Here is a 13,030-nt window from a genome sequence, read left to right as displayed (position 1 = left end):
TTTGGAGGTGGCGGCGCTATGTCGGAGAGAATGGAATCAAGATGGAATCCGCATGCTGCCTTACTTGGTTTGATCGTAGGCATATACGTTGTGATTTACGCGCGAGTCATCATCCGGTTAATTTACCACTATCATGTTGTATTGTCTTTCGTATCGGTAATATTGGTTTGTTTGCCAGTGCTGTTGCTGCTGCTCATACTGTATCTGATATCCAAAACATCGAGGAGCAAGTTACAATCCATGCATTATTGGTCGACGGGAATTATCGGGGTGCTTCTCTTATCTTTTTCTATCTACGCCTTAAGTTACAACCATTCACAGCAGCACTTCGATTACAACCGTTGGGTAGGTTATCCCGAACAAAGATCGATGATGGTGGACGATTTCTTACAGAAACATGATTTGATCGGTTTAACCCAGGGGGAAGTGATGGTTCGTCTGGGTGCCAACGACAATGCCAAATCGGCAAATGCCGCTGACGATAAAGCTGTGTATGATCTTGGAACACGGCGAAGGGCCGATTACAAAAGAGAGAGTCTCTATATTTATTTTGATGACCGTGGTTATGTCAAAAGTTATGAGATCTTACCGAGATAGGAAATACATGATGGATTCTCTTTCCTAGACAGACAATAGAAAGCAGGTCCCCTATGATGTTAAAAGCGATAATCTTCGATCTTGATGAGACATTAACGGACAGAAGGGCAGCAATTAACTCGTTCATTGAGCGATTGATTGCCAGGTACTTCCCGAATACCGATGAAGATACTCAGCTCATGATAGCCAAGCGATTCAAGGAAGCGGATCATTATGGCTATCGGGATAAGCAGGAAGTTTATCAGATGCTGGTCGAACGGCTTCAGTGGGTGAATCCGCCTACGGCTGATGAATACTTGTCATTTTTCAGAAAAGAAATTCCGCTTTGCATCCAACCGATGGATCAGCTGTTTCCCGTGTTGCGTCAGTTGAAATCCAAGGGACTCAAGCTAGGCATCATCACCAACGGAACCGTTCAAGTTCAAGAAGGAAAGATTCAACGATTGGGTATACGCGAATACTTTGATTCGATCGTGATTTCTGAAGAGACGGGCGTCAAAAAACCTGATCCTGCAATTTATATGAAGGTTCTGGAGCGCCTTAATGTACTGCCATCAGAAACGTGGTTCGTCGGCGACCACCCACATAACGATATCATCGGAGCAGCGCAATGCGGTATTAAACCCATATGGTTTACGCGAGATGGAAGTTGGGACTACTCCGAAGTAGTAAAGCCATATCGGACCATACATAAGCTGGAAGAATTGATTCGTATTTATAACGAACATCATGAAAGCTAGCAATGAAGGTAGAGTCCAGTGTCATTGGAGGTGTAGGTATTGAGGCGTTTTAAAAGCGATAATGGACAAAAGCTCGTTTATGAATCCTATGACCGCCTGATGGCGGGATGGACGGTACCGTATGAGCAGCATAAAATATCCACCACATACGGTATGACTCACGTAATAACGGCAGGTTCATCGGACCTCCCCCCGCTGCTGTTATTGCATGGAACGGGCGATAACGTCGCCATGATGTGGATTTATAACGTGGCGGAGTTATCCCGCAATTTCTATATCATCGCCGTGGATAATATCGGAGGTTCGGGGAAGAGCGAGCCAAGCGACAAGTATGCTCATGATTTCAATCAGGCAAAATGGTTGGACGAAATCCTTGAGGCTATGAATGTAGAGGCTGTCTATATCGCCGGTGTATCCTATGGAGCTTATCTGGCCTATCATTACGCCATCGTCAGACCGAATAAAGTAAGAAAGATTGTATGCTTGGCTGGCGGCATTGCCGGAAGTCAGCTTGAAGTGATGAGCAAAATGATGAGGGCTTTTCTGCCGGAAGCACTATTCCCTTCAGAACGGAGTGTGCGTGCACTGCTTCGCAAGCTGTGCGGTGCCCATGCAGATGCATTCGAGAACAACCCGGAGCTTATGCAGCACTGGTTCTACTTGCTGAAGTACTTTAACAATCGATCGATGATGAAACACACCATTACCATCCATTCGTCTGCCGACATTCAGGCCATTCGCAGCAAGTCCTTATTTGTTATCGGCGAGCAAGATTTGCTTAGCTATTATCCGAAGGCGGTTGCCAGACTGGAGACAAATGGGATGCGTTACCGGATCGTTCCGGGCGTGGGCCATGCGATCAATCATGAGATGCCGGAGTTCGTTCATGAAGAGATTATAGGCTTTTGCAGGGAAGCGTGAGGGAAATGTAATGACAATGAAGATTAAACATCTCACCGGTCTGTTCATCAATGCTCTGGTCTGTCTAATATTGGTTCTACTGGGGAATGCCATGACCCCGAAGCCCGGCACTAGTTCTGGAAACGGAAATCCAGTCATCCTGTTGTTAATCCCTCTGAGTATTCTTTTCCTGGTGCTTGTTCTTCAATGGATTCGTATGTTCAAGGATCTTAATATGTCCCTCAGCAAGTTAAGCATACTGATCTTAGCCTTGGCTGGCTATATTATAGCGGGTTATGTATTTCAGCTTCATAGACTCGAAATCTATAGAGACATCCAAGCCGATGCATTCAAATTGAGATATGGCGAAGTGGACTGGAACCACATCGAATCCATTACGACGGGTATTTTATCGATACATATGAATAATCAGTTCTTTAATTGGAATACGTACTTCATGATGATCGCCTTCTCGCTTCTATTATGCTTCATATACAAGTGGATACAAGGACTTGCAAACCGAAGATGTGACGGAACATCAGCGAAAAAATAAACCTGACAGCTGGGTGGATAGTAGGGAAAGCTGTTGCGCGACTTGGAAAAGAGAGATTGATCGACCAATTCAGGGGAGTGAATACCAAATGGCTATTGAAGAAATATACGGAAAACAGGCAGAAGCCTATGAGTCGATGGTTAGCAGACAGCCCGATTTATCCGAAATCCTTCATGGAATCAGACCATACGAGGGGCTGGATGTACTTGATTTGGGGGCAGGATCAGGACGATTATCTATGCTGCTAGCCGGAGACGTCAGATCTTTGATATGTACTGACATAGCGCAGCCGATGCTGGATATTTTGAATGATAAATTATCTGAAGCCTCTGATTCTCGTAATTGGACTACCGTAGTCGCTGATCATCGCAGCCTGCCGATTGATTCATCGAGTGTGGATCTGATCGTATCGGGCTGGAGCATTAGTTATCTGGCCGATTCGAGTCATGACGATTGGCGTGAGAATCTTGAACTTGTCATGACAGAGCTGCAGCGAGTTTTGAGACCAGGCGGGACGATTTTGATTCTGGAAACGATGGGAACCGGAACGGAGACACCGAATCCTCCCGATTTCCTGACCGGTTATTACGCTCAGTTGGAGCATCGATACGGATTTAGCCATCAGTGGATTCGGACGGATTATGTTTTTGATACAGTAGAAGAGGCACAGCGGAACACGGAGTTCTTTTTCGGTCAAGAGTTAACTGACAAGATCATAGCGAATCAATGGTCCACGGTGCCGGAGTGCGCGGGGATCTGGTGGAAGTACGTTTAACTAGGAGGTGACGCGGCCTCGTGGAACTACTAATATATGTGGCCTTGTTTATCCTCAACATTCCGATATTCAAGTGGATATTCAGAAGAATTTTTTATGATGTCGACGATCTGAAGCAGTCGGTGAAATACTCATTTACGCCTGACATCATTTCTTTGTTTCGAAGACGGTTTTGGAAGGATCAATGGGGTGAGTTGAAGTTATCTGTATTCTTAGGAAGCTGTTTTTTTATATTCGCGATCGAGTGTGTAATAGTGATCAAAATAGTGGACGTAATTTTTCAATAGGGTTATCTGAGGGTGTGTACTTTCATCTGTAGTAGTCCTTTTTTCTGCGACGGATTGTCAAGCTGAGTACGACAACTCTTCCATAAAGGCTTCGTGAGCAGATTTCCACCTCAAGCATTTACGGGGGCGGTTTTTGATGAGCCAGCGGCCTCAGCTAACACTTCATCCGAGATACCAGCAAAGCCATGACCTTTGGGAATAAATTCTCTTAAAAGACCATTGCCGTTCTCATTGGATCCCCGTTGCTAAGATACGGCTTTGCTCTTTCCTCGCTGGAAATGGCCTAAATAAAATTTCAAGAACATGTACAGGTTTATTACGGAGCAATATGCCCAATGACAACGAATAATATACCCCAATTGATTTACCAAGGAAAGGTCACTGTATTTGCTGCAACACGCACATAATCCAGTTGACAGGATTCCCTGGTCAGTAGAAGCTTTTGACAAGTTAATCAATTTAGAGTAATATCCACATGTAATAATTACACAGGTAAGAATAAGGATCTGAGTACAAGGCTGTCTCTTTACAGGGGGGGCTTTTTTTGCGTTTTTACGTGTTAGAAATCGAGTTATGGGGGTGGAAGCTATAAATACCGCTAATCGTAATCAAGTACTTATTGTTGAAGATGATGCACATATTAGACGTTTTGTATCGATAAATTTAATAAATAACGGATTTGTGGTGAGTGAGGCTGCATTTGGAGGAGAAGCGATACAACTCTTCACTACGAATCGACCCGATGTTGTTGTTCTGGACATTATGCTGCCAGATGCTGATGGATTTGAAATCTGCCGACAGTTAAGAGAGATAGAGCCTGCGGTCATCATCGTCTTTTTAACTGCACGCGGACAAGATCTGGACAAGATCAAAGGCTTAGAAATCGGAGCTGATGATTATATTGTCAAACCGTTTAATCCGTTAGAGCTTGTAGCACGAATTAATGCGATATTGCGCCGAACAGAAACTGCTCTAAAACCACAAAGATCCGTGATTCAATCCGGTCCAATTCGGATGGATCTGAATTCGAATAAAGTGTTCAAACATGACATCTTTATTGAATTAACGCCGAAGGAATTTCAACTAGTTAGAACCTTTCTAGAACATCCCGATACAGCACTATCCCGGAATAAATTATTAAATCTCGTATGGGGAGAGGATTATGTTGGAGATCCTAAAACAGTAGATGTTCATGTGCGAAAGTTACGGGAAAAGATTGAAGATGATGGCTCCAAGCCACATTGGATTGAAACGGTATGGGGAGTAGGATATCGCTTCAGGAAGGACGGTTAAGAAGTGGGTATTCAGAAAAGATTAGTAGGAAGTTATTTTGTGGTCATCTGTATCACTGTTCTCATTCTTGAGATTTTTCTCATGGTTTACGTGAGATATTATTATCTTCATAATGTTGAGCGGATTCTGATGAATCAAGCGGAGCTGTCTGCTTCTTTTTTTCAGCAATATTTTGCCGATGAAGATCTGGAGAAACAATCGTATCGATTATTAAAGGGGTTTGCACATAACTCGGATGCGCAAGTACAGATTATTAATTCCTCAGGCCGACTTTTGCAGGACTCTACCGGACTACCAGGCGGCAATGACATGACTACGTATTTAGATGTACGAACTGCACTCCAAGGACAACCAGGCACTTGGAGAGGAAAGGACCCTTCCACTCAAGAAGCGATATTAGCGGTATCTTTTCCCTTACGAGCCGATGATATCATCGTGGGAGAAGTCAGATTTGTCACTTCCTTGACTGAAACACTACAGACGATTAATCGTATTGCAATCGTACTGATCTGTGTAGGTCTGTTTGTTCTTGCGATTGTTACCGTTCTTGGACTATTGTTGTCTCGGACCATCACGAGATCAATTAAGGATCTTAAACAGGCAGCAGATCAGATGACAGAAGGAGACTTCAGCATAAGAGTACATAAACGCTATCAGGATGAGCTGGGCTCTCTGGCTGATACGTTAAATATGATGGCTGGTAGAATCTTGAAGAGCGAACAGCTTAAAAACGATTTCATTTCATCCGTGTCCCATGAACTGCGAACACCATTAACGTCAATTAAAGGCTGGGCCATCACGCTGAAATCGAGTGGGATTCACAACGAGCAAATCCTTAAAGAAGGATTTGCTATTATTGAATCAGAAAGTGACAGGTTAAGTCGAATGGTGGAAGAACTATTAGATTTTTCTAAACTGGATAACGGAAGAATTGTCATACACTCAGCACCTGTCCATCTATCAGAATTATTGCATCATGTGGGTAGACAACTTGCCCCAAGAGCAGCTCGGCAAGGAGTATCACTCGAAATACAAGCAGAGGAGAATCTCCCTAACATTAATGCAGACGAGAATCGTTTGAAGCAAGTACTAATTAATTTAATTGATAATTCACTCAAATTTACAGATGCCACTGGTCGAATTTTTATACACGCTCATACAGCTCCAGAACAAGTTGTTATTACCGTTGAGGACAATGGCTCAGGAATCTCAGAGGAGAATCTAGAGAATGTGCTGCAAAAATTCTACAAAGTAGATCCACATGCACCTGGCAGCGGTCTGGGTCTATCCATATCAGATGAGATCATTAAGTTACATCATGGAGAATTACGCATAATTAGTGAGGTAGGTAAGGGTACGACAGTCCAGATCTACTTGCCGATAGAAGAAAATTATAAAATTTAACTTTTTCATAACCACTTCCTTCCCTTTCAAAGATATTATAGTAAATAACCTTGACAATCGAGGAGTTGGTAATCAGAATGCTCAACAAACTCATTAGAATAGGTTTCATATCAACTACGTTATTGTTGCTCGGAGGATGTGGGATTCCCGCAACACCAGTAGATATGATTAAGCCTCCATTATCAGAAGCAAGTATTGAGCGAGACAAAATCAACCATGAACTTATCAAATTACTACCTGACGAGGTTCAATTGTTAGTCCCTACGCAGGGAAAAGACGGTAATGATATCTCGTTCGGAGATATGGACGGGGACGGTATTGATGAGGCCGTCGTTGTATATGAAGAGAATAAAGCGACAGGTAAAATGTTGAAAGCGGCGCTATTTAAGCAAGATAATGAGGAGTGGCGAATCGTCTCGGAAGTCGAGGGCTTTGGTTACGGCTTGGAGTATGCTGGATTTCCAGATATCGATCAGGACGGTCGATCCGAGCTCGTGCTTGGCTGGTCACTAGGGGCTGCAGGAAATGGTCTGGACATTTATGGCTTGAGTGAAGATAAATTGAAGCTGTTATCCAAGGAGGAGTATCACGGTAAGATTGATCTTGAGTAATCCTTCCCAAGGATTGTAGTTGAAATGAGGGAGGTGTCCTATGATTTGAAAGGTAAAATAAGGGGCCGACCTGAATCATAAAACACAATAGTCCGTAGCACTACGTCATGAAACAAGGCGTATGTTCGCTCATCGGATTATTTGTGATGTTCATTTTTAGGGGTATTCCTACAGAAATTCTACAAAATAGAGGTACTCATCATGTTTATAACCCACATAATTTCAAAACTGGATAAATCTATGCTGTTCATTATATTATGTCTTGTTGCCATTGGTACGATTGCTATTTATGGAGCTACAGTGGATACGAATTTAGAAGGCCTTCACATTAGTTATTTATATCTATTCGGTGCATTTTGCATTCCTATGCTGGTTCTCGCATTGTTAGATTATAGAGTTCTGTTAGGTAAGATATCTTACGTTCTCTATGGAATTGGCATAGGGATGCTGGTTCTTGTCAAGTTTACCGGAGAGAACATTAACGGTGCTGTTCGTTGGCTAAGTATTGGAAGTTTTCAGCTTCAACCTTCTGAATTAGCTAAATTATTTACAGTGCTTCTGATTGCTCATTTATTAGGCAAGCGAGAGGGAGCCCAGCTTCGTTTTGTTCAAGATATATTACCGATTTGTATCATTTTCATGATTCCTATCATCTTAATCATGCAGCAGCCGGATTTAGGCACTTCTCTAGTTTTTGTGGGTGCACTGCTTAGTATGCTATGGGTGGGTAACATCCGTTCATTATATATGATTCTGTTCATCAGTATTATGATCATTACGGTAGGCATAATATTATGGCTATACTATGCCAATTTCGAATTGTTATCCAAGATTGTAGAGCCTCATCAAATGTCAAGAATTCAGACTTTTCTTGACCCAGCCAGCGATCCCGATAAATCATGGCATGTTAATAACGCGAAATATGCGATAGCTTTGGGAGGATTGACTGGAAGTGACGTATCTTTTTTACGTAGAGGGTTTGTTCCTTATGCGTATTCCGATTCGATCTATGTCGTCATAGGCGAGGAATATGGTTTTTTGGGTTCTGCGGTGCTGTTGCTGCTATATTTCCTTCTCATGTATCGTATGGTTCATATCGTCAAGGTTAGTAGAGAACTTGCAGGGTCATATCTGGTTACCGGGCTTATAGGAATGTTAGTTTTTCAAGTTTTCGTTAATATAGGCATGCATATCGGTTTGGTACCCTTGACGGGTATTTCCTTACCGTTCATAAGTTATGGAGGCAGTTCACTACTTAGCAATATGATTGCAATTGGCTTGGTATTAAGTGTCAAATTTCATAAAGACGATATCTATATAGAATGAAATAAGACCAACCTTGTTATTACAGAAAAAGAAAGCAGGTTAAGAAATTGGGCATATCTCAAACAGATGATCTCGTATTTCAATTCATCAATCAAATGGCAGTAACATTCTCTGCATTAAATCCATTCATGCGATTTTTATCAGAAAAAGCGGAGTACCTCTTTTACCTGGGGATTGTTGTTTATTGGTTTACTCGCATCCATAAGAACAGGCAAATGGTGATAACAACTCTTTCGTCAGCTTGTGTTGGATTTGGTGTTGGGAGTATACTTTCTCACTTTTTTTATAGGGATAGGCCTTTTGTCCATCATACGGTTAACCAATTAATTGAACATGCCCCTAACGCTTCATTTCCAAGCGATCATTCGATTGGAGCCTTTGTAATCGCAACAGGTATATGGTTGTTTCGTAAGAAAGATGGCGTAATTTGGCTTGTATTGGCAGGTTTGATCTCATTCTCCCGAATTTGGAATGGTGTTCATTATCCTTCCGATGTCATCACGGGAGCATTCATTGGTGTAATTAGTGCATTTATGGTTTATCAAATGGTTCATCGATGGTCTGTAGCTCATAAATGTTTGAACGCGGGCATCAATCTTTATGAAAAAATCGAGAAAAATATTTGGAAAAGTTATAAAAAAGCTTCTAAACTCAAAAATTGAATTTATTAGAATTGAGTGGAGGAAATTATGTCTACTAAACCCAAGAGAAAAGCAATTCGTAAAGTTATGATGAGCATTTACCTTGTCATAATCGCCCTGATACTTGGAGTTGGAATCTATGCGGGGTATATATATTATAAGGCGGATGCTGCGATTCAACGTGTGGCAGCTCCAAAGCTGGCTGATGATCCGATCGGTAATGTAAAGAAGGAATCGATTCAACCTATGACATTTCTTTTGGCGGGTGTAGATAGTCGGGATGGTGCTGATGGGGTGATGAATACAGATGTTCTTATGCTTGTCAGTTTCAATCCACAAACCCAATCTGCTAGTTTGTTGTCCCTGCCGCGTGATTTGCTGCTAAAACCTAAATCGTTGCCTGCTCATAAATCCAATTATTATTATGCTTATTACTATATAAAGGATAAGTCAGAGGCTATTCCTAATACAAAACGTTTTTTCTCTGATTTGCTAGGTTTTCCGATTGATCATATGGTCGTGTTGAATTTTGATGCCTTACGGCAGACCGTGGACGCACTTGGCGGACTGCAAATCGATGTCGACATGGATATGAAATATAACGATTCCGCAGACGGAACGCATATCGATTTAAAAAAGGGCTTGCAGACTCTTAATGGTCAACAAGTGCTCGACTATGTCAGGTATCGTAAATCAAATCAAGGGACTCGGGAGTCCTCCGATTTCGCACGTAACGATCGACAGCAGCAAGTGATCAAGCAGATCATTGAGAAATTGGGGGATTTTCAAGGGATTTCCCAATGGGGAAACATATTGGACATTATCGGTGAAAATGTGAAGTCTGATATTCCTGAATCTGATCTTCAACAATGGGTCTATAATTTCCCGAAAATCAAACCGAATCAGATTCGTTCATTGCAGTTGGAATCCAGTTGGAAAAGTCCCTATGTTTACGTAAACAAAGAGGATTTGCAACAAGCGTTGATAGATCTAGCTGATGAAGCAGGTGTCCGTTCAGAAATTTCGTTTAAATGGGAAACTATTGGGGTACTGGAGTGATCCGTGCATTGAGTCCTTTAGTTGGTCAGACCTGATTTAACTTCATCTCAACTTTCGCTATTTAAACAATTAAACAAACCCTATGCAATCACTAAGGATGCCCATAACGAGATATCGGATATGACAACAGAAGGGCTGCCGTGCTGGCTGGTACTTACATCAACTAATGCAGTAGTACCGGGAGAATTCTATTCGAAGCTGTTCGATCGGAAACTTGAAAATCGAAATGAGGGTGCAACGATTGTGTTTCAGAATCGTAGCCAATATGAATGCGGCCTGAGTATGGTTGTTTCCGATAATGGAGCAGCTTTGTCTGAATGGAATGTTTATTACACCATTCAAGACTGTGAACGAAGTTTAATCAATGCTCGGAGGCTTGGTGCGCATTCCATCATTGAGACTCAGGATAAGCCTGGGATTGGCCGATTTTCCAGTTTCACGGGTCCTGATGGTATCAAGTGTTTCATCATGGCTCGCGAATAGGTGCTTTATTTCAATATAGCTTATGTATTTACAGAGGTTATCCGGGCGATTCGTTTGTCCTCGGGTAACCTTTTTAATTAGGTGATTTCATAGCGAAATGAGGCCATATTGCATTTTAACAAATGGGTTGCTCCAGATGTGTTATATCCCGATATGGATCGGAAGATCGTTGTATAGTAAGCGCTTTATCCTCGCTTCTATAATGATAGCAAGCTGTAAAAGGCGCTTGATGCGATAGCGTCCTGAATGCAGCACAGATGCACGCAGAAGGAGGCAATCCACAGATGTTAGGAAGCAGCGATACGGCGGTGAACGTGGGGGTGAATGCCGAAACTCACATTCGCTTGGCGAATGGTCTGGTGGCCATTGAGGTGGATTTGGAAAAAGGCGATTACGCCTACTCAGGCAGCAGGGGATTCGCTCTGCAAGAAGTACGAAGCGGCTTTCGATGGCAGGGCCGGGAATACCATACGGGACATTATGACCGCCACTATATGGCAGGGCAGCCGGAGGAGATTCAAGATTCGTTCGGACCCGGAATCCATGCCGTGATTAAGCATGAATCCGATCTGCTCCCAGGACTGGAACAGCATTTTTATGTCTATGAGGGAGCTTCTTACTTCATCACGCGGGTCGTCATAGTCGGTCAAGAGGAATTGAAGGTAAACCGCATCGCGGTGGTGAAAACCGATAGCGTATCGAGCGGGAGCGAGACGGTTCCGGAAGAAGCGCTGCATGTGCTGCGCGTGCCGTATGACAATGACAAATGGGTGCGCTATCTCGCGGAGACGGCTCCACTGGAGACGGAAAGTTATGAAGTTACGGCCTTGTTTCAGCCGGATAGCCGCAATGGATTGATCCTGGGCTCGATCAGTCATGACGTGTGGAAAACCGGCATTCGCGTGAAAGGGGAAACGGCAGGCAAGTTGGATGAACTGGAATTGTACGCTGGGGCAGCCGGCACCATGACCCGCGATTCTCAGCCGCATGGCTACGTAAGAGGAACGCGCGTCGAATCTCCGCTCGTTATGGTAGGGGATTATGACGATTACCGGACGGGGCTTGAGGCATATGGGGAAGCGAATGCGAAGATAGCGCCTGCTCTAAGCTGGGAAGGCGGCGTTCCGATGGGCTGGAACAGCTGGTCGGCTGCGATGAGTACACTGGATTATGAGCTGTATACCGCAACCAGTGATTTTCTGAAGCGGGAGGTTCAGCCGCAAGGCTTTCATAACGGGGACACGTTATACATTAATTTCGATGCGTTCTGGGACCGGCTTACGCCTGCCGAGATGGAGGATGCCTTGAGAAGGGTCCGTGAGAACGGACACAAACCGGGTACATACTGGACGCCGTTTGCATTTTGGGGAAGTCCGGCTGGGTTCGGCAGCCCCGTTGAGGGCACCGATGGGAAGTATACCTATGGCGATATCCTGCTTCGTGACCAGGAAGGCGAGATTTTGCCGGATATTGCCGGCGGCCTTGCGATTGATCCTACGCATCCCGGGAACCTGGCGCGAATCGATTGGTTCATGGATAAATTCATCTCCGAGGGATTTGAGTATATCAAGCTCGACTTCATGGCCCACGGGGCTCTGGAAGGCAAGCATTACAACCCGGATATTACGACGGGGATCGCTGCATACAACTACGGCCTGTCGTATCTGACGGAGAAGCTCTCCCCGGAGCGAATCGGCAGACCGTTCTTCATCAATCTGTCGATTGCGCCGCTGTTCCCTTATTCCTATGCGCACAGCCGCAGAATTTCCTGCGATGTGTTCGGAACGATCCAGGACACGGAATATTTGCTGAACTCGCTGACGCACGGGTGGTGGATGAACGATACGCTGTACCGTTTTAATGATCCGGACCATGCCGTGATCTATAAAAGCTTCAATCAGGATTCGACGACCCGCTATGAAGGGCGAAGCCGTCTGACCGCGTCCGTGATCTCGGGAACGGTGCTGCTGCTGGGCGATGACTTCCGGCATGAGGAAGCGGCATGGCGCGCCAAGAACTGGCTGGGAAATGAGGCGATCATCGAGATTGCCAGATTGGGCAGAACCTTTGTGCCCGTAGAGGGAAATCTCGGGAAAAAGGCTGCGGATACGTTTGTGCTGACCCATCCGAGTGAAGCGGGAACAACGTATGTTGCCGTATTTAACTTTGACGGGGCCGAGTCCGTGCAGAAGACGGTTTCTTTGGAACGGTGCGGACTCGAGGCGCACGCTTCCTACACGGTTCTGGATGTGTGGGAAGGCACGACAGGTCAAGCGAACGGCACACTCACGGTCGAGTTGGCGCCTGCCGAATCGAAAATCCTAAAGCTTAGCCGAAATCAATGAATAGAAGGAGGAGAGG

14 protein-coding genes and 1 pseudogene are annotated in these 13,030 nt (G+C 44.2%); 14 read left to right on the top strand and 1 reads right to left on the bottom strand.

Features of this window, described 5'->3' with window-relative positions:
- The first annotated feature begins 18 nt into the window (after positions 1 to 18).
- The 5 genes from ABEW73_RS00740 (at position 19) to ABEW73_RS00720 (ending at position 3,565) form a co-directional block, all read left to right on the top strand.
- On the top strand, positions 19 to 597 hold the full coding sequence (locus ABEW73_RS00740; protein ID WP_430172691.1) for a hypothetical protein: 579 nt from the start codon (positions 19 to 21) through the stop codon (positions 595 to 597).
- 56 nt (positions 598 to 653) lie between these two features.
- A complete protein-coding gene (locus tag ABEW73_RS00735; protein WP_430172693.1) occupies positions 654 to 1,337 on the top strand; it encodes an HAD family hydrolase in 684 nt (227 codons plus the stop codon).
- Positions 1,338 to 1,376: 39 nt separating this feature from the next.
- Entirely contained in the window at positions 1,377 to 2,258 is an 882-nt protein-coding gene (locus ABEW73_RS00730) for an alpha/beta fold hydrolase (protein WP_430172695.1), read from the top strand.
- Positions 2,259 to 2,274: 16 nt separating this feature from the next.
- A complete protein-coding gene (locus ABEW73_RS00725) occupies positions 2,275 to 2,790 on the top strand; it encodes a hypothetical protein (protein WP_430172697.1) in 516 nt (171 codons plus the stop codon).
- Between the two features lie 88 nt (positions 2,791 to 2,878).
- Positions 2,879 to 3,565, top strand: a complete 687-nt coding sequence (locus tag ABEW73_RS00720; RefSeq protein ID WP_430172699.1) for a class I SAM-dependent methyltransferase — start codon at positions 2,879 to 2,881, stop codon at positions 3,563 to 3,565.
- A 344-nt stretch (positions 3,566 to 3,909) separates the two neighbouring features.
- Here the strand turns inward: ABEW73_RS00720 and ABEW73_RS00715 are convergent.
- A pseudogene (locus tag ABEW73_RS00715) lies at positions 3,910 to 4,097 on the bottom strand (transposase); the annotation flags it as partial.
- A gap of 142 nt (positions 4,098 to 4,239) precedes the next feature.
- Here ABEW73_RS00715 and ABEW73_RS00710 point away from each other — a divergent pair.
- The 9 genes from ABEW73_RS00710 (at position 4,240) to ABEW73_RS00670 (ending at position 13,014) form a co-directional block, all read left to right on the top strand.
- Positions 4,240 to 4,320 (top strand): hypothetical protein, encoded by an 81-nt coding sequence (locus ABEW73_RS00710; protein WP_340390707.1) that lies wholly within the window; start codon positions 4,240 to 4,242, stop codon positions 4,318 to 4,320.
- A gap of 105 nt (positions 4,321 to 4,425) precedes the next feature.
- Entirely contained in the window at positions 4,426 to 5,145 is a 720-nt protein-coding gene (locus ABEW73_RS00705) for a response regulator transcription factor (RefSeq protein ID WP_430172701.1), read from the top strand.
- Between the two features lie 3 nt (positions 5,146 to 5,148).
- The gene (locus ABEW73_RS00700; RefSeq protein WP_430172703.1) at positions 5,149 to 6,549 is read left to right on the top strand and encodes a sensor histidine kinase; all 1,401 of its coding nucleotides are present in this window, start codon (positions 5,149 to 5,151) and stop codon (positions 6,547 to 6,549) included.
- A 251-nt stretch (positions 6,550 to 6,800) separates the two neighbouring features.
- Positions 6,801 to 7,160, top strand: coding sequence for a hypothetical protein (locus ABEW73_RS00695; RefSeq protein ID WP_430172705.1), 360 nt, complete (start codon positions 6,801 to 6,803; stop codon positions 7,158 to 7,160).
- Between the two features lie 201 nt (positions 7,161 to 7,361).
- Positions 7,362 to 8,486, top strand: coding sequence for an FtsW/RodA/SpoVE family cell cycle protein (locus tag ABEW73_RS00690; protein WP_430172707.1), 1,125 nt, complete (start codon positions 7,362 to 7,364; stop codon positions 8,484 to 8,486).
- Positions 8,487 to 8,533: 47 nt separating this feature from the next.
- Positions 8,534 to 9,148 carry an undecaprenyl-diphosphatase gene (locus ABEW73_RS00685; RefSeq protein WP_430172709.1) on the top strand — a complete coding sequence of 205 codons (615 nt, stop codon included), beginning with the start codon at positions 8,534 to 8,536 and terminating at the stop codon, positions 9,146 to 9,148.
- A gap of 27 nt (positions 9,149 to 9,175) precedes the next feature.
- Positions 9,176 to 10,186, top strand: a complete 1,011-nt coding sequence (locus ABEW73_RS00680) for an LCP family protein (protein WP_430172711.1) — start codon at positions 9,176 to 9,178, stop codon at positions 10,184 to 10,186.
- A gap of 120 nt (positions 10,187 to 10,306) precedes the next feature.
- Positions 10,307 to 10,669, top strand: a complete 363-nt coding sequence (locus ABEW73_RS00675; RefSeq protein ID WP_430172713.1) for a hypothetical protein — start codon at positions 10,307 to 10,309, stop codon at positions 10,667 to 10,669.
- 284 nt (positions 10,670 to 10,953) lie between these two features.
- Positions 10,954 to 13,014: an alpha-galactosidase gene (locus tag ABEW73_RS00670; protein WP_430172715.1), complete on the top strand. Its 2,061-nt coding sequence runs from the start codon at positions 10,954 to 10,956 to the stop codon at positions 13,012 to 13,014.
- The last annotated feature ends 16 nt before the right edge of the window (positions 13,015 to 13,030 follow it).

Origin of the sequence: Paenibacillus lautus, assembly GCF_050482385.1 — a bacterium.
GTDB lineage: Bacteria > Bacillota > Bacilli > Paenibacillales > Paenibacillaceae > Paenibacillus_AQ > Paenibacillus_AQ lautus_B.
Note: the sequence above shows the minus strand (reverse complement) of the source record. Positions and strands in the feature narration are given on the sequence as shown.

What these genes read in the sequence shown, in the direction of transcription:
- ABEW73_RS00740 (WP_430172691.1), top strand. Translation starts at nt 19, where the DNA reads ATGTCGGAGAGAATGGAATCAAGATGGAATCCGCATGCTGCCTTACTT.
- ABEW73_RS00735 (WP_430172693.1), top strand. Translation starts at nt 654, where the DNA reads ATGTTAAAAGCGATAATCTTCGATCTTGATGAGACATTAACGGACAGA.
- ABEW73_RS00725 (WP_430172697.1), top strand. Translation starts at nt 2,275, where the DNA reads ATGAAGATTAAACATCTCACCGGTCTGTTCATCAATGCTCTGGTCTGT.
- ABEW73_RS00720 (WP_430172699.1), top strand. Translation starts at nt 2,879, where the DNA reads ATGGCTATTGAAGAAATATACGGAAAACAGGCAGAAGCCTATGAGTCG.
- ABEW73_RS00705 (WP_430172701.1), top strand. Translation starts at nt 4,426, where the DNA reads ATGGGGGTGGAAGCTATAAATACCGCTAATCGTAATCAAGTACTTATT.
- ABEW73_RS00690 (WP_430172707.1), top strand. Translation starts at nt 7,362, where the DNA reads ATGTTTATAACCCACATAATTTCAAAACTGGATAAATCTATGCTGTTC.
- ABEW73_RS00680 (WP_430172711.1), top strand. Translation starts at nt 9,176, where the DNA reads ATGTCTACTAAACCCAAGAGAAAAGCAATTCGTAAAGTTATGATGAGC.
- ABEW73_RS00675 (WP_430172713.1), top strand. Translation starts at nt 10,307, where the DNA reads ATGACAACAGAAGGGCTGCCGTGCTGGCTGGTACTTACATCAACTAAT.
- ABEW73_RS00670 (WP_430172715.1), top strand. Translation starts at nt 10,954, where the DNA reads ATGTTAGGAAGCAGCGATACGGCGGTGAACGTGGGGGTGAATGCCGAA.